Below are 20,983 nucleotides of genomic sequence, written 5' to 3'. Positions count from 1 at the left end.
GTGCAGCGAGAGGATCCATCCTGAAGCGACCGAACGTCCCCGTCTTCCAGCCCCGTCGAACCGTCCACGGGGCTCTCGGCGCGCTGTTCGGATTCGTGATCGTCAGCGTCCTGGCGGGTCTGCTCGCCTCGCTCGTGGTCGCCCCCGCCGCCGCGCTCACCGGCGCGGCGACCTCCGGCACCATCTCGGCGTTCCAGTCCCTCCCGAGCTACCTCGAGGTCGGGCGCCTGATGCAGAAGAGCGACGTCTACGCGGGCGACCCGGACGATCCGACGCTGCTGGCCTCCTTCTACGACCAGAACCGGATCGAGGTGCCGGCCGACCGGATCGCCGACTCCGTGAAGGACGCGCTCGTCGCGAGCGAGGACCCGCGCTTCTACGACCACGGCGGGATCGACCTGCAGGGCACCCTCCGCGCCATCGCCAGCACCTACCTCCTCGACGGCGACACCCAGGGCGGCTCGTCGATCACGCAGCAGTACGTGAAGAACGTGCTGGTGCAGAAGGCCGAGTCGATCCCGGACGGAGCGGACCGCGACCGCGCGTACGCGGAGGCGACGGCGACCACGGCCGAGCGCAAGCTCAAGGAGATGCGGCTCGCGATCGGGCTCGAGAAGGTGTCCTCGAAGGACGACATCCTCCTCGGCTACCTCAACATCGCGCTGTTCGGAGGCACCGTCTACGGCATCGAGGCCGCGGCGGAGTACTACTACGGCATCCCGGCGGCCGACCTCTCCCTCGCGCAGTCCGCCTCGCTCCTGGCGATCGTGAACAACCCCGAGAAGTTCCGCTTCGACCGTCCGGACGACACGGCCAACGGCGAAGCGAACGGCTACGCGCAGACCCGGGAGCGGCGCGACTACATCCTCGACCGGATGCTCGAGACGGGGAGCATCGACCAGGCCGCGCACGACGCCGCGGCCGCCGAGGCGATCACCCCCGACATCACCCCGCCGTCCACCGGCTGCCAGACGGCCGGCAGCGCGGCCTACTTCTGCGACTACGTGACCCACGTCCTCCGAGACGACCCGGCGCTCGGAGCGACCGACGACGAGCGCTACGCGGCGATCAAGCAGGGCGGGATCAAGGTCTACACGACGATCGATCTCGATCTGCAGAGGACCGCGCAGGAGCTGATGGACGAGCAGGTCCCCTCCTCCGATCCGCGCTTCGACGTCGGGGCGACGGCGGTCGCCGTCCAGAACGGCACCGGGCGCATCCTCACGATGGTGCAGAACAAGCGCTACAGCCAGGACCCGGACGTGATCGCGAGCGGGCCGGAGTTCTCGGCGATCAACCTCAACGTCGACGCGTCCGCGGGCGGCGGCAACGGCTTCCAGACCGGCTCCGCCTACAAGGTGTTCACGCTCGCCGAGTGGCTCGACCGCGGGCACACCCTGCTCGAGCAGTTCGACTCGAAGCAGAAGAACTGGACCGGCTTCGCCGACAGCTGCGAGGGCACCTGGGACTACGACTCCTACAACCCCAAGAACGCCGGCGACGGCGGCTACACCGACACCCAGACGGCGCTGTACTCGACGATCTACTCGCTGAACACGGGCTTCACCGGGATGTCGCACCTGCTCGACCAGTGCGAGATCCGCAAGCAGGCCGAGGCCTTCGGAGTGCACCGCGCGGACGGGACCGCGCTCGTGCAGTCGCCGGGAGCGGTCCTCGGCACCAACGAGATCGCACCGCTCACCATGGCGACCGCCTACTCCGGCATCGCCGCGAACGGCACGACCTGCACCCCCGTCGCGATCACGGCGATCGTCGGAGCGGACGGCCGCGAGATCGAGCCGGTGGAGACGACCTGCAGCCGGGCGGTGTCGTCGAGGGTCGCCTCGGCGATGCAGTACACGATGCTCAAGGTGACCGCCGAGGGCACGGGTGTCGAGGACGATCCGAAGAACGGCATCCAGCACATCACCAAGACGGGCACCACCGACAACTCCGCCGACACCTGGGCCATCGGCGCCTCGACCGAGACCTCCCTCGCGGTCTGGGTCGGCAGCATCTCGGCACGCGCGGACGGCTCGAGGGTGAACCTCGACTCGATCGACTTCGACAGCGGCTGGGCGCCCTCGGCACGCCACCGGATCTGGAAGCCGTTGATGACGGCGATCGACTCCCGCTACGGCGGCTCCGACTTCCCGCAGGCCGACCAGTCGCTCATCGCGGCGCCGCAGGTCACCGTGCCGGACCTGTCGGGCCGGACCAGCGACTCCGCCGCACAGGCGCTGACCGCAGCAGGGCTCACTCCCGGAGCGACGTCGCAGGTCGACTCGACGCAGCCGATGAACACCGTGGCCGGCACCGGTCCGGCCGCGGGCACCCGCGTGGACATGGGATCGGTGGTGGGCGTGCAGCTGAGCACGGGGAAGGCGCCGCCCGCTCCTGCTCCGGGCGGCTGACACCGCTGGACCGGGATGTCGCCGGTCGGCGAGGATCTGCGACGGGAACGGGTCAGGGGGAACGGGTCAGGGAAGCCGGCTCAGGGCCCGACGGCTCCGGCGGGGAGGAGCCCGAACTCGACGAGCTCGTCGTCGGTGAGCAGTCGGCTGCGGATCATGAAGCGCTTGCCCTCGGGTGCTTCGACGCTGAATCCGCTGCCCCGCCCGTCGACGAGGTCGACGGTGAGGTGGGTGTGCTTCCAGTACTCGAACTGGGAGCGGGACATCCAGAAGTCGATCGGATCCAGGCCGTCGAGCCGGAGCGATTCGACGAGCACGTCCGAGGCGCCGGTGCGGAACATCCCGGCGGGGAAGCACATCGGGGAGCTGCCGTCGCAGCATCCGCCCGACTGGTGGAACATGAGCGGCCCGTGCAGAGCCGTCATCCGGCGGAGCATGCCGGCCGCCTCCGCAGTGACGTCGACCCTCGTGGAGGTCATGGTTGGTGCTCCTTCGCTCGTGGTGCGGAATGTCTGTGTGCGCCCGACCGCTGACGCCGGACACTCCTCCGGGCGGCATCTCGATACGCCGCTGAGCGGACTACTCGATCAACATGAGGGGGCGCCCCTTCGTCCGATGTCTCGCCCGAAGGGCCGAGCACCGTTCTCCCGCGCGCCGCCAGGTGCCTCGCCCGCAGGGCCGAGCACCGTCCTTCCGCGCGCCGTCGGGTTCCTCGCCCGAAGGGCCCAGCACCGAACGGCGGATCCGCGTGCCAGCGGATCCGTCTCGGTGCGGACGCTCCCCGCTCCTCCCCACCCGGCCACATCGGCGAGCCGACCGCGGCACGGGCGACGAGGAACGAGGAGCCCGTGCGAACCAGCTCAGAAGAAGCCCATCGGTCCTTCCGCGTAGGAGACGAGGAGGTTCTTCGTTTGCTGGTAGTGGTCGAGCATCACCTTGTGGTTCTCGCGTCCGATGCCCGACTGCTTGTAGCCGCCGAACGCCGCGTGCGCGGGGTACTGGTGGTAGGTGTTCGACCAGACGCGGCCGGCTTCGATGGCCCGGCCGGCGCGGTAGAGCTGGGCGCCGTTGCGGCTCCACACTCCGGCGCCGAGGCCGTAGAGGGTGTCGTTGGCGATGCCGATCGCGTCGTCGAAGTCGTCGAAGGAGGTGAGGGCGAGGACGGGTCCGAAGATCTCCTCCTGGAAGATGCGCATCGAGTTGCGGCCCTCGAACACGGTCGGGTTGACGTAGTAGCCGCCGCTGAGCTCGCCGCCGAGGTCGGCGCGGTCGCCGCCGATGAGCAGCTTCGCTCCCTCCTGCTTGCCGATGTCCATGTAGGAGAGGATCTTCTCGAGCTGGTCGTTCGAGGCCTGGGCGCCGATCATCGTGGCGGTGTCGAGGGGGTTGCCCTGCTTGATCCGCTTGACCCGCTCGAGGCCGTCTCCGACGAAGTCGTCGTAGATCGAGCGCTGCACGAGCGCCCGCGACGGGCAGGTGCAGACCTCGCCCTGGTTGAGGGCGAAGAACGAGAAGCCCTCGAGCGCCTTGTCGTAGAAGGAGTCGCGTTCCGCGGCGACGTCGGCGAAGAACACGTTGGGGCTCTTGCCGCCCAGCTCCAGCGTCACCGGGATGAGGTTCTCGCTGGCGAACTGCATGATCAGGCGGCCGGTGGTCGTCTCGCCGGTGAAGGCGATCTTACGGATGCGCGGGTGGGAGGCGAGCGGGGCGCCCGCTTCGAACCCGAATCCGTTGACGACGTTGAGCACGCCGGCGGGGATGAGGTCGCCGATCAGGTCGAGCAGCACGTGGATGGACGCCGGCGTCTGCTCGGCCGGCTTCAGCACCACGCAGTTGCCCGCGGCGAGCGCCGGCGCGAGCTTCCACACGGCCATCAGGATCGGGAAGTTCCAGGGGATGATCTGCCCGACCACGCCCAGCGGCTCGTGGAAGTGGTACGCGATCGTGTCGTGGTCGATCTCGGAGACGCCTCCCTCCTGCGCGCGGATCGCTCCGGCGAAGTAGCGGAAGTGGTCGATGGCGAGGGGGATGTCGGCGGCGAGGGTCTCGCGCACGGGCTTGCCGTTCTCCCACGTCTCGGCGACGGCGAGCAGCTCGAGGTTCGCCTCCATGCGGTCGGCGATCTTCAGGAGCATGTTCGAGCGCTCGGCGGGGCTGGTCTTCCCCCAGCTCGCGAACGCCTTCCAGCCCGCCTCGACGGCACGGTCGACGTCGGCGGCGGTGCCGCGGGCGATCTCGCAGAAGGGCTTCCCGGTGATCGGGGTGATGTTCTCGAAGTACTGGCCGCTCGCGGGGGCGACGTGCTCGCCTCCGATGTAGTGGTCGTAGCGCGAGCGGAAGGAGGCGACGGATCCCTCCGTGCCTGGATTCGCGTAGACCGTGGAGCCGGGCTCCTGCGGTGCCTGCTCGGCGACCTGGTCGGCGTACAGCGTCATGTGGACCTCCATCGACGTCGTTGTCGTGGGCGCGGGGTGGGCGCCCGGTCCTGACGCTACGTCGCGGGGGGTTGCACGACGTTGCACGGGTCGACGGACCGGCGGGAGCGGCGAGGACGGAGGCCGGACCGGCCGGGCGGAGACGCGGCCGCCCGAGGAGGAGGGCCCCGCGGCCCGGACCTCAGACGCTCGCGAGCAGGTGCTGGGCGATCCGGCTCATGTAGACGCCGTAGGTCACCGTGGCCGCTGCGGCTCCCGCGCCGACCCAGGACCACACCTGCGGCCAGGCGGAGCCGTCGACGAGGACCACGACGACTCCGATCGCTCCGACCAGCGTCGTCCAGGTGGCGAGCCAGAGGTCGAGGGTCCGGCCGAAGATCCTCGCCATCGGGTAGAAGTGCAGGCCCACGATCACGGCGATGGCCGGCACGAGGAACCGGTCGAGCCCGGTGCCGGTGAGGACTCCCACCGCGACACCGATCAGCACGCCCTCCGCGGCGAAGACCGCCCCGAAGAGCACGCCGTTCGGCTTCGCCGCGCGGTCGGCGTCGGTGAGCTCCACCGCCATCCTCCGCCGGGCGACGAGGAGGCGGACGGCCTGCACGGCGAAGACCACGGCCGCGAGCGCGCAGACGGTCACGGCGGTCGTCGCCGCCGGTGCCGGCCAGCCGACCGTGGTGTCGCTCGCCCACCACATCGTGAAGACGGCCATCAGGAGCAGGCCCCCCGCGACTCCGCTCGCGAGGGCCCGGGGAGGTGGTGCGAGGGTGCTCATGCGTCGAGGCTAGCGAGACGGCTCCGCGGCCGGACGGCTCCGGCGGGACTCCCGGGAGCGGACGGGACGGCTCAGCGCTGCTCCGCCTCGATCGTCTCGAGGTGCGCGGCGACACCGGCACGGCGGGGCGAGCGGGGCGGGAGGACGCGCAGGAGCTCCCGCCACACCTCCGCGTCGTCGCGGCCGTCCGGGCCCTCCGCCCAGGCGAGGAGGGTCGCGGGCGCCGCATCGGCGAGGACGCTCGCCCGCACCCGCAGGCGCAGCTCGCCGGCGATCGCCCGGATCCCCGGCGCCTCGGACGAGGGCAGCGGCGCGCCCCGGTAGGCGTCCAGGGCGAGGCGGTGGGAGCCGCGGTCGAGCAGGCCGAGCACCTGGCGGGCGTCGAGGTCGACCGGGCTCGCCAGGCGGTAGGGGCGCGAGAGGGGCACCAGGCGCGGGAGGGTCGGCTCGAGCGCGCGGCGCAGCCGCACCATCTCGGCGCGGACGGTGACCACCGCGTCGTCCCGGCCGTGGAGCAGGAGGGCGAGCTGCTCGGCCGAGAGCCCGGCCCGGTGCCAGGCGAGCAGGGTCAGGATCTCGGCGTGCCGGCTGCTCAGCTCGAGCGTCGCTCCGGCGGCCGTCACCAGGCCCGTCTCGCGCCCGAGGACCCGCAGGCTCGGCGCCCGGGCCGCCGCCGTGCTCCGTGCAGCGGGCCGCCGCGGGCGGAGGAGCCGCTGCACCATCAGCTCGCTCTCGACGGCGGCGGCGGTCGCCTCCATCAGCGGGAGGGTCTGCGGGGCGACGACGTCGGCGCCGCCGGTGATGTCGATCACGCCGAGGATCTCGTGCGTCTCGGGGTCGTGCACGGGGACGGCGGTGCAGCTCCACGGGTGCACGAGCGAGGCGAAGTGCTCGGCGCCGTGGATCTGCACGCCGTGATCGAGCACGAGGGCCGTCCCCGGCGCGGACGTCCCGACGTCGGGCTCGGCCCACGCCGCGCCCTCGACGAACGACATCCCCTCGGCGAGGCTCTTGAGGTGCTGGTCCCCGTCGATCCAGAGCAGCCGCCCGAGCGCATCGCCCACCGCGACCAGCACGCCGCTGTCCTCGTCGGCGTCGCGCACCAGCAGGCGGCGGATGACAGGGAGGACCGAGGCGAGCGGATGCCCGGTGCGGTACTCGCGGAGGTCGTCTCCCGAGAACGAGAGCGGTGCCGTCAGCCGGTCCGGATCGAGGCGCCGCCGCCGTGCGCGCTCCCACGACTCCTCGACCAGCGCGCGCCGCCGACCGCTGCCAGGGCGGGCCAGCCACGGGTTGGTCATGCGCTCCGCCTCGTCGTCGGGTCGGTGGGAGTCGACGCTACTCCGCGGAGCGCGCCGGCGCCTCTCTCCGCGCACCGGAACGGCCGCGCCCCCGCACCGCCAGCAGCAGCACCGCCGCCACCAGCACCGCGATGCCCAGGACAGCTCCCGCGGTCAGCCGCTCGCCCAGCACCGCCACGCCGAGGAGGGTCGCGGTCGCCGGCTCCAGGAGGGTGAGCGTCGAGACGGTCGCCGCGGGCAGCGCTCGCAGGCCGCGCGCGAAGAAAGTGTAGGCCACGGCGACCGTCACCACTCCGAGCCAGAGCACGGCCGGGATCGAGCCGGAGAGCCGCGACGGATCGCCCAGCAGCAGGAACGGGAGCGCGAGCAGCGCCGCGGCTCCGAACTGGGCTCCCATGGCGGCGACGGGGCTGAGCCCGCGCTCGAGCAGCAGCTTGCCGCAGACGGCGTAGAGCGCGTAGGAGGCGCCGGCGCCGGCCGAGGCGGCGAGGCCGGGGAGCGTCACGCCGCCGGATCCGCCGCCGCTGAGGAGCACCACGCCGACCGCGGCGAGCGCGGTCGAGGCGAACCAGCGCGGGCCCGGGGTCGTCCGCAGGACGAGCCACTCCAGCAGGCCGGTGAAGGCGGGAGCGGAGCCGAGGGCGACGATCGTGCCGACCGCGACGCCGTTCTGCGCGGTGCCGGTGAAGAAGGCGGGCTGGTACGCGGCGACGCCGACCGCTCCGAGCACGACGAGCAGCACGACGGCGCGGGTCGGGCGGGAGCGGCTCCGCCGGCGCAGAGCCTCCACGCCGAGGAGAGCGGCCAGCAGGGCGCCGCCGAGGACGATGCGCGCCGCCCCGAGGAGGAGCGGATCCACGCCCGCCGCTCCGAGGGCCTGGGCGGTCCCCGTCGTGCCGAAGCAGACGGCGGCGAGGAGGACGGCGCCGATCGCCGAGGTCCGGGCCCCGCTCATCCCGCCCTGCTCCCCCGGCCGCCTGATGACCGGCTCCCAGTGTCCCAGGGATGGGCGCGTGCTCTTCCGCCTCTCGCACCGGGGGCCCAGGATGGAGGGACCGGACTAGCGGAGGAGCACGACGTGGGCATCGCGGAACCGTTCGACCTCGAGGACCACCACCGCAGCGCGCACGGCGCCCTGCGCGAGCACTTCTCGGTGCGCGAGTTCGAGGAGGTGCCGCTGGACCGCGAGGCCATCGTCGCCACCGCGTACCTGCGGGCGATCGAGCACGCCACCGTGGCCCGGGTGCTCCCCCTCGCGCGCGCCCACCCCGACGAGCAGGTCCGCGCGTTCGCGTCCGTCTGGGCCGCCGAGCGGCACCGGATCGCCGACGCCCTGGGCGACGTGCTCGCGGCCTCGCCGCAGATCCGCGGCATCGACGTCCGCCCGCCGGAGCCGACGGTCAGGTCGCGCCCGCTCCTCGACCGCGCCGCGGCCTCCCTCGCCGGCCCCGTCGCGCTGGCCCTCGCGGTGGACGCCCGGGTCGCGGTGCACGGCTACCGCCGGCTCGCCCGGCTCTCGCTGCACCCCGAGATGGAGCGCCTCGCCGAGACGGTCACGGGCATCCTCGAGCGGCAGGCCGACTTCTTCACGGTGCACGCGGCGGGACGCCTCGGACGCCCGCTGCCGCGCCGGGTGCAGGCGGCCGGCCTGCTCGCCGTGCTGCGCCTCCCGATCGGCGAGGCCGACCTGCCGGAGGCTCTCGCCCGCGAGGGTCGGGAGCTCGTCTTCGGCCGGGACGACGGCGGACTCGACGGGATCGACGCGGGCGTCGTCGCGGCGTTCGCGCTGCCCTGCACGGCGGCCCGGCGGCTCGTGCACCCGTACCGGCCGGTCTCGATCCGTGCCGCGCACCGCCTCGGACGGCTCGCCGCCGACACCCGCGCCGCCGTCACGACCCTGCTGGAGCAGGTGCGCGAGTAGCGGCGGCGCTCAGCCCAGCAGCTCGCGCACGTCCTCGGCGGTGATCCCGCCGGTGGCCGCCGCGCCGTCGTCCGACATGACCGCGGCGAAGAGCGCGGCCTTCGCCTCCTTGAGGGCCATCACCTTCTCCTCGATCGTGTCCTTCGCGACCAGGCGGTAGACCATGACCGAGCGGGTCTGGCCGATCCGGTGCGCGCGGTCGACCGCCTGCGACTCGGTGGCGGGGTTCCACCACGGGTCGAGCAGGATGCAGTAGTCGGCCTCGGTGAGGTTGAGCCCGAAGCCGCCGGCCTTGAGCGAGATCAGGAACACGCCCGCCGCGCCAGAGCGGAACCGATCGATGACCTCGTCGCGCTTCTTCGTCGCTCCGTCGAGGTAGGCGTACTCGATGCCCGCCGCGTCCAGCCGCCCGCGGACCCGGCCGAGGAACCGCGTGAACTGGCTGAACACCAGCACGCGGTGCCCCTCGCCGAGTGCGTCGCCCAGCAGCTCGTCGAGCAGGTCGAGCTTGGTGGAGGGCACGCTCTCGTGCGCCTCGTCGACCAGTGCCGCGTCGAGCGCGACCTGGCGAAGCACGGTCAGCGCGCGGAAGATCGCGAAGCGGTTCTTCTCGAAGTCGCCGATCAGGCCCAGCACGCGCTGCCGCTCCCGCGCCAGGTACGTGTCGTAGACCTTCCGCTGCTTCGGGCCGAGCTCGACCTCGAGGGTCTGCTCCTGCTTGGGCGGCAGCTCCTTGGCGACGAGCTCCTTGGTGCGCCGCAGCATCAGCGGGCGGATGCGCCGCCGCAGCTGCGAGAGCTTCTCGCTGTCGGCCTCGCGCTCGATCGGCTTCTGGTAGAACTCGACGAACCCGGCGGGCGAGGGGAACAGGCCCGGAGCGACGATCGACAGCAGCGACCAGAGCTCCATCACGTTGTTCTCCATCGGCGTTCCCGTGATGGCGAGCTTGAAGGGCACGTCGAGCCGGCGCGCGAGCTGGTGCGTCGCCGACTGGCGGTTCTTGACGAACTGCGCCTCGTCGAGGAGGAGCCCCGACCACTGGATGCCCGAGTACGACTCGTAGTCGAGCCGGAACAGGGCGTAGGAGGTGACGACCAGCTCGGCCTCGCCGATGACGCTCGAGAGCGCCTTCCGCTTCTTCTTCGACGTCTCGTCGATCCCGACGACGCGGAGGTCCGGGGCGAAGCGCTTGGCCTCGCCGACCCAGTTGGGCACCACGCTGGTGGGCGCGACGACGAGGAACGGGCGCGGCGAGGTGCCCGCCTCCGCGGCCGCGGCGCGCTGCTCCTGCATCACCCGGGTGACCAGGGCGAGGGACTGCACGGTCTTGCCCAGGCCCATGTCGTCGGCGAGCACGCCGCCGAGCTGGTTGTCGTAGAGGAACGAGAGCCAGTCGTAGCCGAGCTGCTGGTAGGGCCGCAGCTCCACGGCGAAGCCCTCGGGCAGGACCCGCGACTCCAGCGCACCGGTCGCGGTGAAGCCGGAGAGCCCCTCCACGGAGCGGCGCCACGCGGCGGCCTGGGCCTCCACGACGCCCAGCTCGACCAGCTCGTCCCAGAGGGAGGACTGGAACCGGCTGATCCGCAGGGTCTCGCCGGGGTCGTCCGAGAGCTCGCGGGCCTCGGCGATCAGCTCGCGGAGGCGGCCGAACCGCTCGTCGTCGAGGGCGAAGTAGACGCCGCTGGGCAGCACCATGTACTCGTCGCCGCGGGCGAGCGCGAGGAAGATCTCGGCCAGCGGGACCGCCTCGTCGTTGACGGTGACGGAGATCTCGAGGTTGAACCAGTCGCGGCTGTCGGGCTGGGCGACGGTCTGCACGGCGACCACGGGGGCGGTCTGCGCCTCGCGGTACTCGACGCGCTCGCCGATCTCCTCGATCTCGACGGTGCCGAGCTCGCGGAGCCGCTCGACCTCGCCGGTGAGGAAGCCGACGGTCTGCATGCCGCGCAGGTCGAAGGTGGGGCGCAGGCGCCTGCTCGACGGGGACACCAGGGCGGGCGTCGACTCCGGGTCGAGACCCGCTCCCACGAGGGAGTCGAGGATCCGCTGCTCGGCCTCGGGGTCGCGGTAGCCGGCGTCCTCGCCGACCCGCAGCGGGAGCCGCTCGGCGTCCACGCCGCCGCGCGCCCCCTCCACTCCGTAGCGCCACCACCACGAGCCGCGCAGGCCCGCGCCGTCGGTGTGCTCGAGGGTGAGGCCGAGGCGCGGCTCGGGCACCGCCGGCGCCTCGAAGGAGCCGTCGCGGGAGACGATGTCGAACAGCCGGTGCAGCCGCTGGTAGTGCTCGGTGAGGAACGCCGACTCCTCGGCCACCGGGATGCGGATGGCCTCGCGGCTCCAGAGGAACGTGCGCGCGGAGGACAGCAGCGGCGCGGCGAACGGGATGAGCGTGACCGGGCGGGCGCGCATCTCGTCGCCGCCCTCCCACGTGTAGAGGCCGACGGCCGGGTCGCCGATGAAGCCGAACTCCTCGGGCGCCGGGTGGTCGCCGATCGCGACGAGCGAGCGCAGCTCGAGGCCGGCGGCGGTGCGCGTGACGTCGATGGAGGCGGTGGCCGTCGTGTCGAGGATCTTCAGCGGCGTCTGGTCGCGGTCGCCCATCACCAGGCCGATGCCCGCGCGGACGGCGCCGTGCAGGGCCGCCCAGATCGCCTCGCTCCGGCACTGGTCGAGGTAGAGCCAGGTGTCGGGCGAGTAGTAGCTGGAGGCGCTGTGCCCGGAGAGCAGGCCCTGCATCTCGCGGATCACGTCGATCTGGCGCTCGTCGTAGTCGTGGCTGTAGTGCAGGTAGCCGAGGTCGCGCCAGCTGGTGCCGGTGCGGACCCAGCGATCGCGGTCGCCCATCCGCACCGGGCGCACGCCCAGGCGCGGGCGCGGCTCGGGCGGCGGCCGGTAGGAGTTGTAGCGGCCGGGCGGGCGACGCACGGGCTCGCCGGGCAGCAGCTCGAACTGCAGGCCGAGCGGGATGCCGGTGTGCGAGCGCTCCGCGCCGGCGAGGAGCGGGGCGAGCGCGCTGCGCCACTCCGGGACGGCGTCGACAGCGGCCTCGCCCGGGAAGGGACCGGCCACTCCGCCCTCGCGCTCGCGGCGCAGGGCCTCGATCAGGACGGCGGCGACGTGCTTGCACTCGTGCTTGACCGGGCAGCTGCAGGCGCCGCCGAGGAGGGTCCAGTGCTCGCCCTCGTCGCGGAGCTGCACGCTCACGGCGTACGGCGAGCGTCCGGATCCGCGGACCTGGCCGAAGAGGCGGGTGCGGCCGCCGAACCACTGCAGCTCGCGCACGCGGCCCTCGTCCGCGTACGCGGTGCCCTTCTCGACGGCGGCGGTTCCGACGAGGGCGCGGATGTCCTGCTCGGAGAAGGGCTCGTGGCCGGCGGTCACCGGCCCGGGTGCGGCCGACGGCAGCACCTCACCGGGGGGACTCTGGCGGGCCATGGACCTCACGCTCTCCGCGCTCGAACGAGCGCATCCGTCTATTCAACCCGATTCCGGAGGCGCTGCGAGCCGCGGGCCGGGATCCGTGGAGGACGCACGGCCGTCCCTACGATGGAGGGATGCCCCGTCTGGCCGTCGTCTCGGCGCACACCTCCCCGCTCGAGCAGCCGTCGACGGGCGACGCGGGCGGGATGAACGTGTACCTCGCGGCGGTGCTCCCGGAGCTGGCTGCGCTCGGCTGGGAGATCGAGGTGCTGACCCGCGGCGAGGGCGTCCGGATGCTCGCGCCGGGTGTGCGAGTGGTCGGCGTGCCGGTGCCGGCGGGCGACAAGTACGCGCTGGCGGCCGCGGCGCCGGAGTTCGCGCGCGCCGCGGAGGGGGCCGACGTCGTGCACTCCCACTACTGGGTGTCGGGCCTCGCGGGGGCGCTCACCGGCAGGCCGCACGTGCACTCGATGCACTCGGGCTCGCTCGCGAAGAACGCCCGGCTCGCCGCGGGCGACGTCGCGGAGCCGCAGCAGCGGATCGACGCGGAGCGCTCCGTGCTCGCCTCCGCCGATGCGATCGTGGTGGCGGGCGCCTCGGAGCGGGAGGACGTCGTCAGCGGGTACGGCGCGGATCCGGACCGGGTCGTCGTGGTGCCGCCCGGAGTCGACGCGCGGTTCCGCCCGGGCGGCGGCGAGCGCTCCGGAGTCGTCCTGGTCGGCCGGGTGCAGCCGCTCAAGGGCCAGCTGCTGGCGGTCGAGGCGCTCGCGAGAATCGCGCCGGCGGAGCGGCCGGTGCTGCGGCTGGTGGGCGGGGCGGCACCGGGCCGGGAGTCGTACCTCGACGCGGTGCGCGCCGCGGCGGCTCCGCTGGGAGACCGCGTGCTGATCGAGGGGGCCGCCGACCGCGACCGGGTGGCGGAGCGGCTCCGGAGCGCGCAGCTGGCGCTCGTGCCCTCGGCGGCCGAGACCTTCGGCCTGATCGCGCTCGAGGCGGCCGGCAGCGGCACTCCCGTGCTCGCGCGCAGGACGACCGGCCTGGTGGACGCGGTGCGCGACGGCGGGAGCGGCGTGCTGCTCGACTCCGACTCCCCCGCGGCGTGGGCCGAGGCGATCCTGACCCTGCTGGGCTCGCCCGGTGAGCTGGCGAGTCTCGGCCGCGGCGGCGTCGACTGGGCGGCCGCCCACTCCTGGCCGGCCGCCGCCGCCCGGCTGGACGCCGTCTACCGCAGCCTGTCGGCTCACTGAAGGAACCCCGGACCGTCGACGGACCCCGCTCCGCCGGGTCACCTCGACGGGTCGGGGTCCCCTCGGTGCAGGGAGGGGGTCAGTCGGCGATGGCGGGGGCCCCGGGGTCGAGGCGGGCGCCGCGGGTGGAGCGGTACCAGGGCGCCAGGCGGTCGGGCGAGACGGCGACCATCGCGGCGCCCGTGAATCCGGCGTCGTTGCCGAAGCGGGCGGGGACGATCTCGGTGCCGATGTCGAGGAAGCGGGCGAACTCGTCGAAGACGTGCGCCGCCGCGCCGCCGATCACGAACAGCTGCGGCGAGAGCAGCATCTCGAGGTGCCGGTAGTAGACGCTGAGGCGACCCGCCCACTCCTCGAGGGTGATGCCCTCGCGGCGGACGGCCGAGAAGCCGACCTGCGGCTCGAAGTCGGGACCGTCGATGTGCAGGTGACCGAGCTCGGAGTTGGGGATCACCACGCCGTCGTGGACGAGCGCCGTACCGATGCCGGTGCCGAGGGTGGTCAGCAGGAGGAGGCCCTCGCGTCCGCGCATCGCGCCGAACTCGCGCTCGGCGACCCCCGCCGCGTCCGCGTCGTTGACGACGACGACATCGACCCCGGTCGCCTCCGAGAGGAGGGCCTGCGCGTCGAGCCCGACCCAGCGCTGCGAGACGTGGGTGGTCTGGCGGACGACGCCGCCGCGGACGATCCCGGGGAAGCCGACGCCGACGGGCGTGCCTGCGATCGGCGAGACGTCGCGGACGATGCCGGCGATCGCCTCGGCGAAGTCCTCGGGCTCCTTGCCCAGCGGGTTCGCGACCGCGAAGCGCCGAGCCGCCCGCTCACCGGTGGTGACGTCGACGAGGGACGCCTTGATCGACGTCCCCCCGATGTCGACGCCGACGGCGAAGCGCGGGAGGAGGCCGTCGTGGGGCTGGGTCACGGATGCTCCGTCTGCAGTGGTGGCGAGTGCGGGGACTCGGGAGAACGGTCGGCCCGTCGGATCCGGGATCGCGACGAGCCGAAGGCGATTCTACGAGCCGTCAGGTGCGCGCGGGCTCCGAGAGGGCGCGGAGGACGAAGTCGATCACCGGCTCGTAGAGGTGGACGGCCAGCCCGTCGTCGATCGGGACGACCACCTCGATCGAGCCCTGCGCCTCGGCGACGAACACCGCCGGGTCGTTGCAGTCGGCGATCGCGATGACCGGCAGCCCCCGCCGGCCGGCGGCGCCCGCGAAGCCGTGGTCGGCGACGACCAGGTCGGGGCGGATGCCGAGCTCGTCGAGGCGGTCGAGCAGCGCGTCCATCGGCTCCGGCGAGTGCGTGTGCTGCAGCCCTCCCCCGCGGTAGACGCAGGTGACCCCGCCGGTGCACCACAGGGCCTGGTGCTCGTCCGCGAGAGGCACGCGGATGCCGTCGGGGGCGGCGAACGGGAGCGCGTTCACGTCGATCACGCGAGCGCCCCGCTCCGTCGCGGCAGCAGCGAAGCGGCGGTAGACGTCCATCAGGGTCGCGGGGTGCGCGGTGGCGAACAGGAGGAGCGCCCCCTCGCGGACAGCGGCGGCGAACCGCTCGCGGTAGCGGGCGAGCCCCGCGACCGTCAGGCGGGCGTCGATCCGGTCCTGCCCGCTCTCGAAGGAGGGGTCGGTGCTGATCCCCACGCGCTCCCCCATCAGGGCGAGCAGGCTCTCGAGCGTCCAGTGCTCGGCCACGTCCACCCCGTAGAGGTGCGCGGGCTCGCGGGCGGCGAGCCGGCGGAGGTTGCCGAGGTTGCTCGCGCGGCCGGTGAGGACGTCCCCGGCGAGGAGGGAGGAGTCGAGGTACGCCTCGAGCTCGGAGTCGGGACGCGGCATGCGGGACCTCTCGATCGACGGGGAGCTCCCAGGCTACGGGCAGTTCAGGTGTTGACATCCGATCCGTCACCGATATATCGTTACTGCATCGCCGACAGATCGGGAGCAGCCGCTCCCGACGGGCGACCGGATCCGATCGAAAGGGATCCCCTCACGACAGAGAGCAGCACACCCATGAACTCCAGGACCTTTTTCTCCGACGACCGCCGCGACTCCTGCGACGGCGACCACTCCTCCCGCCACGAGCACCCCGGCCGCGGACAGCGCCGCGGACCCGGCGGTCACGGCCGCGGCTTCGGGCCCGGCTTCGGCTTCGGCCCGGGCTTCGGCCCCGGCTTCGGCGGCCCCTTCGGCCGCGGCGGAGGACGCGCCCGACGCGGTGACGTCCGCGCGGCCCTCCTCTCCCTCCTCTCCGAGAAGTCCTCGAACGGCTACGGCCTGATCAAGGCCATCGCCGAGAAGACGAACGGATCGTGGCGTCCCAGCCCCGGCTCCGTCTACCCCACCCTCCAGCAGCTCGTCGACGAGGGCCTCATCACGGCCGTCGGCGAGGGCCGCGGCACCGAGTACCAGCTCACGGACGCGGGCGGCACCTACGTGCGCGAGCACGCCGGCGAGCTCGACGCGGCCTGGGAGGCCACCCCCGGCGCGAGCGACGCCGATCGCGCCTTCATGGAGAACGTCGGCAAGCTGATGGGCGTCGTGCAGCAGTTCCGCGGAGCGACCGAGGCGCAGCGCGCCGCCGCCTCCGCCAAGCTCGACGAGACCCGTCGCGCGCTGTACCTCATCCTCGCCGACTGACCTCGGCTCCCCTCCCGCGATCCGTCGCGGGAGCCCCGGACGGACGGGACCCCCTCGCCTCGGCGACGGGGTCCCGTCCGTTCCGTCGTCTCCGGAGCCGCCGCCTCAGCGGGCGGTGGACAGGCGCGCCAGACCCTCGTCGAGGGTGACCGACGGGCTCCACTGCAGATCGGCGCGCGTGCGGCGCTGGTCGAACCAGTGCGCGGTCGAGAGCTGCTCGGCGAGGAAGCGGGTCATCGGCGGCTCATCGGCGCCGGGCCGCACGGCCCACACGCGCTCGACGAGCGAGCCCGCGACGCGGGCGACGGAGGCGGGGACGGACCAGCGCGGCGGCTCGACGCCCGAGGCGCGGCAGATCCCGGCGAGCAGCTCGGCGACGGGGCGCGGCTCGCCGTTGGTGACGACGTAGGAGCGGCCGTGCACCTCCTCCGCCCGCCCGAGAGCGGCGACGATCGCCGAGGCGGCGTTGTCGATGTAGGTGGAGTCGATCAGCGCCTGGCCGTGCCCGAGGAGCGGCAGCCGGCCGGCGCGCGCCCGCTCGACGATGCGGGCGACGAGCTGGGTGTCGCCCGGACCCCAGACCAGGTGCGGACGCACGGCGACCACCGCGAAGCCGGGGGCGTCGGCAGCGAGGGCCAGCAGCTCGGCGCGGGCCTTGGTGCGCGCGTAGTCGCCGCGGGCCCGGTCCGGATCGGCGGGCTCGGCGTCGTCGCCGGTGATCGAGGAGCCGGAGTGGGCGACGGAGGGCGACGAGATCTGGACGAAGCGGCTCACGCCGGCGCGGGCGGCGGCGGCGAGCAGACGCCGGGTGCCGTCGATGTTCACGCGGTCGAAGTCGCCAGGATCGCCGGCGAGAGAGACCTTCGCGGCGAGGTGCACGACGCCCTCGGCCGCGTCGACCGCCTCCTCGACCGCGCGCGGATCGGTCAGCGAGCCCCGCGCCTCCTCGACGCCCGCGACCCCGGAGGGCCGGCGCTGGAAGGTGCGGACCTCGTGCCCCTGGGCGACGAGGCCCGCGGCCACCGCACCGCCGAGCAGGCCGCTCGCGCCGGTGACCAGGACCCTCACGGCGCCACCATCCGGCCGCCGGCGAGCACGCCCTCGGCCCAGCGCGACAGCGCGGCCCGGTCGATCTTGGAGTTGTGGCGGATGTCGGTGGGCAGCGCCGGGACGACGAGCACCGCGGCGACGGGCCGGGCGACGGCCGCGCGCACCTCGGCGGCGAGGGCCTCCTCGGCCAGCACCACGCGGCGCGCGCCCGAGCGCAGCTCGACCACGGCGACCAGCTGCGCGACTCCGCGCGGGCCGGCTCCGACGATCGCGGCGCGGGCGACCGAGGCGACGCGCGCCTCGATCCGCTGCTCCGGTCCGACCGGCGTGACGACGCCGTCCGGCGTGACGACGACGTGCGGCATCCTGCCCTCGACCCAGAGGCGGCCGGCGGAGTCGATCCGCCCGACGTCCCCGGTGCGGTGCCAGCGCTCGCCCGGGACGGCGCCGACGCGGGCGGCGCGGTCGGTGAGCCAGAGGCGCTCGTAGTGGTCCTCGACGTGACCGGCCGAGACGACGATCTCGCCGGTCGTGCCGGTGATCTCCTCCGGCTCGTCCGCGGCGCGGCCGCCGGCGTCGAGCGGGGCGATCCGCAGCCGGACGCCCGCGGCGGGCACGCCCACGCAGACGCCTCCGCGCGGATCGTCATCGGCGGCGGCCTCGCGGATGCCCTCCAGCGACGCGTCGGTGAGCAGCAGCCCCTCGGTCATGCCGTAGGGAGTGCGGGCGGAGGCGTTCGGCATGAGCGCCTGCGCCTCGCCGAGCAGTCCCGCCGAGACGGGGGCGCCGGCCGAGAGGAAGGTGCGCACGCCGGCGAGGGCCCGGTGGTCGTCGGCGTCGAGCGCGCCGGCGGTGGCCACGACGTTGGCCAGTGCGGCCGGCGAGAGGAACAGCACGGTCGCGTCGACCCGGGCGGCGGCCGCGGCGACGGCGGCCGCGGTGAGCGTCCGGGGCGCGGTGACGTCCATGTCCGGAGTGGCGGAGCGCGTGCCCAGCGCGGGACCGAGCAGGGCGAACGGCGCGAAGCCCGCGACGAGGCCGGTGCCCGGTCCGATCCCGTACTGGCGGGCGAGCGCGTCGCGGACGCCGGCGAGCTGCCGGTGCGTGTAGACGACGCCCTTGGCGGGGCCGGTCGAGCCGGAGGTGAACAGGATCGCGGCCACGGCGTCGGCGGCGGGCGCCTCGCCCAGCGCCTCCGGGTCGGCGGCCAGCTCGGCGCGGCCGAGCTCGATCAGCTGCCCGAGCGACGTGTCGACCCCGAGGGCCGAGGCGGAGGCGCGGGGCAGGGTCTGCGTCGAGACCCGGCCGCCGGGCCAGCGGAGGGCCCGCGCGACGGCGAGGCCGGGCAGGGCGCCGACCACCAGATCCGGCCAGGCACCGCGGACCGCGCGGGTGAGACCGCGCAGGCCCAGGCCCGCGTCGGCGACGACCACGACGGCTCCGATGCGCAGGCACGCGTAGAGCAGCGCCGTCAGGTCGGCACCGGGCGGCACGAGGAGCGAGACGCGGTCGCCCGGGGAGACGCCGGAGGCGCGGAGCCCGGCGGCGAGCTCGCGGACCCGCTGCGAGAGCAGGCGCCAGGAGACCGAGCGGGGCCCGCCGCCTCCGGGAGGCGCCATCTCGACCAGGGCGAGCGAGTCGTCCTGCGCATTGCGGTCGAGGTGCGCCCAGAGCGGCTCGACCGGCGCGGTCGGGCGTCGGACGTCGGGGGCGGGGTCGCCGCCGAACGGCTCCTCGCCGTCGGAGAGGTCGCCCAGCCAGGTGAGGACGGCGGACGCGTAGTCGACGTCCTCGGCCACCAGGTGGCCCGCTCCCTCGTAGCGGTGGACCTGCGCGTGCGGGAGGCGGTCGACGAGGTCGTCGAGGTAGCGGTCGGAGAAGATCGGGTCCAGCGGGCCCCAGAGCATCAGGGCCGGCGTCGTCAGGGCGCTGACGCCCTCGGCGATGCGCTGCAGCTCCGGGTCGCTCGGGTGCGCGGAGTCGACCGGGATGTCGGCGACGAAGCCGCCCACTCCGCCGCGGCGCGACGCGGACCGGTAGGGCGCGCGGTACCCCTCCTTCACCGCGGAGGGCAGCGCCGGGTGCCCCAGCGCGAGGGTCGTCTCGAGGAAGGCCGGCGTGCCGACCGTCGAGGCGCCGAGCACACCCGAGGCGAGCGCGAGCCGGAGCGGGGCCGGGATCGGCTCGTCGGCGCTCTGGTGGATCGCGGTGTTCAGGAGCATCGTGGCGCGCAGCTGCTCAGGATGGTCGACCGCCCAGCCCAGCGAGACGACTCCGCCCCAGTCGTGGCCGAGGGTGACCACGTCGTCGAGGCCGAGCACGTCGGTGAGGTTGGAGAGCTCGCGCACGCGGTCGGCGAGCGTGTGCAGGGCGCCGGTCCGCTCGGAGAAGCCCATCTCGAGCTGGTCGACAGCGACCACCCGCCAGGCGGGGCCTCCGCTGCGGGCCGACTCGAGCGTGGCGGCCGCGAGGCGGCGCCAGAGGTAGGACCAGGTGGGATTGCCGTGCACGCAGAGGACGGTGCCGACGGGCTCCGTGCCGAGGGCCTCGCCCGTGTCGAGCAGGTGCCAGCGGCGCGGCACGCCCTGGGCGTCCGGAGCGTCGACGAGGCGCGACCACGCGGGATCGAGCCCGTCGAGCCCGGCCGGGGGCCGCTGCGCGGCGGCCGTGGAGCCGAGCGCTCCGCGGATCCGCTCGGCCGGGTGGGGCGCGGTCACCAGGCGATCTCGAGCATCGCGGTGTTGATGCCCGAGCCCACTCCGATGAGCAGCACCCGGTTGCCGGGCTGCAGGGTCTCGGCCTCCTGGGCCAGGGTGATCGGGATCGACGCCGGGCCGACGTTGCCGAGGGTGGGGTAGGTCGTGGGGACGCGGCTGCGGTCGATGCCGACCGCCTTCACCAGGGCGTCGGTGTGCACGTCCGACACCTGGTGCGTGATGTAGCGGTCCATCCCGCTCCAGTTCCAGTCGCGGGTGGCCTCCTTCCACGCCGAGAGGACGAGCTCCATGCCGCCCTTGAGCAGCGCCTTCGCGTCCGTGAACATGCCGTCGACGCTGCCGACGCAGAGCTCGTTGAACTGCGTGGCCGCGCGGGTGATGCCGCCGAGGATGCGGTGGCCCTTGGGGTGCTCGTCGGCCGGGCCGAGGACGGCCGCGGCGGCGCCGGAGCCGAGGGTCAGGCTCGCGAACTCGCTCATGAAGTCCTTGCGCTTGACGCCCTCGCGGCTCAGGCGCTCGATGGTGTTGACCTGGATCTCGTCGGCGTCCTCGCCGTCGATGATGAGCGCGTAGCGGATCTGGCCGGAGTCGATCAGCTGCGCGGCGAGGGTCATGCCGTTGACGAAGCCGAGGCACGCGTTCGCGATGTCGAAGTTGATGGCCGACGAGGGCAGGCCGAGCCCGTGGTGCAGGCGCACGGCGACCGAGGGCTCGAGGTGCTTGCGGGTCACCGACGTGTTGATGATCAGGCCGATCTGGTCGGCGCGGACGCCGGCCTCGGCGAGAGCGCGCTTGCCCGCGTCGATCGCCGCTCCGTCGAAGCCCTGCTCGGAGCCCCAGTTGCGGCGCTCGTGCACTCCGGCGACGCGCTGGAGGAGCCCGGTGGGGAGCCGCAGGCGCTTGAGCGCCGGAGCGAGCCGCGCCTCGATCTCGGCCGAGGTGGTCACGCGCGGAGCCAGCGTGGTCGCGACGGACAGCAATGCGACGTTGCGGTGCGTGGTCGTTGCGTTTCCGTCCAACGGAACTCCCTGTCGAGTTGTCGATCCTGGCATGTGCCTCCGTGATTTTAC

The 20,983-nt window shown here is 73.7% G+C and carries 15 protein-coding genes; 4 read left to right on the top strand and 11 right to left on the bottom strand.

The annotated features are described in order from the left end of the window. Positions 1-95 precede the first annotated feature (95 nt). Positions 96-2,414, top strand: a complete 2,319-nt coding sequence (locus C5D09_RS02865; protein ID WP_104268569.1) for a transglycosylase domain-containing protein — start codon at positions 96-98, stop codon at positions 2,412-2,414. 80 nt (positions 2,415-2,494) lie between these two features. Here the strand turns inward: C5D09_RS02865 and C5D09_RS02860 are convergent, their stop codons facing one another. The 5 genes from C5D09_RS02860 to C5D09_RS02840 all read right to left on the bottom strand — a co-directional run bounded on the left by C5D09_RS02860 (position 2,495) and on the right by C5D09_RS02840 (position 7,880). Further along, positions 2,495-2,893 (bottom strand): DUF779 domain-containing protein, encoded by a 399-nt coding sequence (locus C5D09_RS02860; protein WP_104247017.1) that lies wholly within the window; start codon positions 2,891-2,893, stop codon positions 2,495-2,497. Between the two features lie 381 nt (positions 2,894-3,274). Next, positions 3,275-4,849 carry an aldehyde dehydrogenase family protein gene (locus C5D09_RS02855; RefSeq protein WP_104268568.1) on the bottom strand — a complete coding sequence of 525 codons (1,575 nt, stop codon included), beginning with the start codon at positions 4,847-4,849 and terminating at the stop codon, positions 3,275-3,277. A 181-nt stretch (positions 4,850-5,030) separates the two neighbouring features. Further along, a complete protein-coding gene (locus C5D09_RS02850) occupies positions 5,031-5,624 on the bottom strand; it encodes a hypothetical protein (protein WP_104268567.1) in 594 nt (197 codons plus the stop codon). 71 nt (positions 5,625-5,695) lie between these two features. Then, positions 5,696-6,925 carry a GAF domain-containing protein gene (locus tag C5D09_RS02845; protein ID WP_104233439.1) on the bottom strand — a complete coding sequence of 410 codons (1,230 nt, stop codon included), beginning with the start codon at positions 6,923-6,925 and terminating at the stop codon, positions 5,696-5,698. 37 nt (positions 6,926-6,962) lie between these two features. Further along, complete coding sequence (locus C5D09_RS02840; protein WP_104261464.1) at positions 6,963-7,880, bottom strand: DMT family transporter; 918 nt, start codon at positions 7,878-7,880, stop codon at positions 6,963-6,965. Between the two features lie 123 nt (positions 7,881-8,003). Here C5D09_RS02840 and C5D09_RS02835 point away from each other — a divergent pair, with 123 nt between their 5' ends. Next, entirely contained in the window at positions 8,004-8,846 is an 843-nt protein-coding gene (locus C5D09_RS02835; protein WP_104249760.1) for a hypothetical protein, read from the top strand. Positions 8,847-8,855: 9 nt separating this feature from the next. Here C5D09_RS02835 and C5D09_RS02830 read toward each other — a convergent pair whose 3' ends face one another. Continuing rightward, entirely contained in the window at positions 8,856-12,281 is a 3,426-nt protein-coding gene (locus tag C5D09_RS02830) for a DEAD/DEAH box helicase (RefSeq protein WP_104233442.1), read from the bottom strand. A 119-nt stretch (positions 12,282-12,400) separates the two neighbouring features. Here C5D09_RS02830 and C5D09_RS02825 point away from each other — a divergent pair, with 119 nt between their 5' ends. Continuing rightward, positions 12,401-13,513: a glycosyltransferase gene (locus C5D09_RS02825; RefSeq protein ID WP_104268566.1), complete on the top strand. Its 1,113-nt coding sequence runs from the start codon at positions 12,401-12,403 to the stop codon at positions 13,511-13,513. A 79-nt stretch (positions 13,514-13,592) separates the two neighbouring features. Here C5D09_RS02825 and C5D09_RS02820 read toward each other — a convergent pair whose 3' ends face one another. Next, positions 13,593-14,435, bottom strand: a complete 843-nt coding sequence (locus tag C5D09_RS02820) for an ROK family protein (protein WP_258066894.1) — start codon at positions 14,433-14,435, stop codon at positions 13,593-13,595. A 100-nt stretch (positions 14,436-14,535) separates the two neighbouring features. Further along, positions 14,536-15,345: a phosphatase gene (locus C5D09_RS02815; RefSeq protein ID WP_104268564.1), complete on the bottom strand. Its 810-nt coding sequence runs from the start codon at positions 15,343-15,345 to the stop codon at positions 14,536-14,538. A 174-nt stretch (positions 15,346-15,519) separates the two neighbouring features. On the opposite strand from C5D09_RS02815, the gene C5D09_RS02810 reads away from it, so the two are divergent. Next, entirely contained in the window at positions 15,520-16,146 is a 627-nt protein-coding gene (locus C5D09_RS02810; RefSeq protein WP_104268563.1) for a PadR family transcriptional regulator, read from the top strand. Positions 16,147-16,251: 105 nt separating this feature from the next. On the opposite strand, the gene C5D09_RS02805 is transcribed toward C5D09_RS02810, so the two are convergent. From C5D09_RS02805 to C5D09_RS02795, 3 genes are read right to left on the bottom strand one after another with little or no spacing between them, the layout of a single operon-like run. Then, on the bottom strand, positions 16,252-17,214 hold the full coding sequence (locus tag C5D09_RS02805) for an NAD(P)-dependent oxidoreductase (protein ID WP_104268562.1): 963 nt from the start codon (positions 17,212-17,214) through the stop codon (positions 16,252-16,254). Next, on the bottom strand, positions 17,211-19,913 hold the full coding sequence (locus C5D09_RS02800; RefSeq protein WP_258066893.1) for an alpha/beta fold hydrolase: 2,703 nt from the start codon (positions 19,911-19,913) through the stop codon (positions 17,211-17,213). Before C5D09_RS02800 ends, C5D09_RS02805 begins: the two co-directional genes overlap by 4 nt. Then, on the bottom strand, positions 19,910-20,965 hold the full coding sequence (locus C5D09_RS02795; RefSeq protein WP_104224183.1) for a 3-oxoacyl-ACP synthase III: 1,056 nt from the start codon (positions 20,963-20,965) through the stop codon (positions 19,910-19,912). Before C5D09_RS02795 ends, C5D09_RS02800 begins: the two co-directional genes overlap by 4 nt. Positions 20,966-20,983: the final 18 nt, after the last annotated feature.

The organism is Rathayibacter sp. AY1C9 (assembly GCF_002932315.1).
Taxonomy (GTDB): domain Bacteria; phylum Actinomycetota; class Actinomycetes; order Actinomycetales; family Microbacteriaceae; genus Rathayibacter.
The sequence above is the reverse complement of the archived record's forward strand: the minus strand, read 5'-3'. Positions and strand labels throughout refer to the sequence as shown.

Bases quoted from the DNA above. Each gene is read 5' to 3' on its own strand.
- C5D09_RS02860 (WP_104247017.1), bottom strand. From the start codon at position 2,893: ATGACCTCCACGAGGGTCGACGTCACTGCGGAGGCGGCCGGCATGCTC.
- C5D09_RS02855 (WP_104268568.1), bottom strand. From the start codon at position 4,849: ATGACGCTGTACGCCGACCAGGTCGCCGAGCAGGCACCGCAGGAGCCC.
- C5D09_RS02850 (WP_104268567.1), bottom strand. From the start codon at position 5,624: ATGAGCACCCTCGCACCACCTCCCCGGGCCCTCGCGAGCGGAGTCGCG.
- C5D09_RS02845 (WP_104233439.1), bottom strand. From the start codon at position 6,925: ATGACCAACCCGTGGCTGGCCCGCCCTGGCAGCGGTCGGCGGCGCGCG.
- C5D09_RS02840 (WP_104261464.1), bottom strand. From the start codon at position 7,880: ATGAGCGGGGCCCGGACCTCGGCGATCGGCGCCGTCCTCCTCGCCGCC.
- C5D09_RS02830 (WP_104233442.1), bottom strand. From the start codon at position 12,281: ATGGCCCGCCAGAGTCCCCCCGGTGAGGTGCTGCCGTCGGCCGCACCC.
- C5D09_RS02825 (WP_104268566.1), top strand. From the start codon at position 12,401: ATGCCCCGTCTGGCCGTCGTCTCGGCGCACACCTCCCCGCTCGAGCAG.
- C5D09_RS02815 (WP_104268564.1), bottom strand. From the start codon at position 15,345: ATGCCGCGTCCCGACTCCGAGCTCGAGGCGTACCTCGACTCCTCCCTC.
- C5D09_RS02810 (WP_104268563.1), top strand. From the start codon at position 15,520: ATGAACTCCAGGACCTTTTTCTCCGACGACCGCCGCGACTCCTGCGAC.
- C5D09_RS02795 (WP_104224183.1), bottom strand. From the start codon at position 20,965: ATGCCAGGATCGACAACTCGACAGGGAGTTCCGTTGGACGGAAACGCA.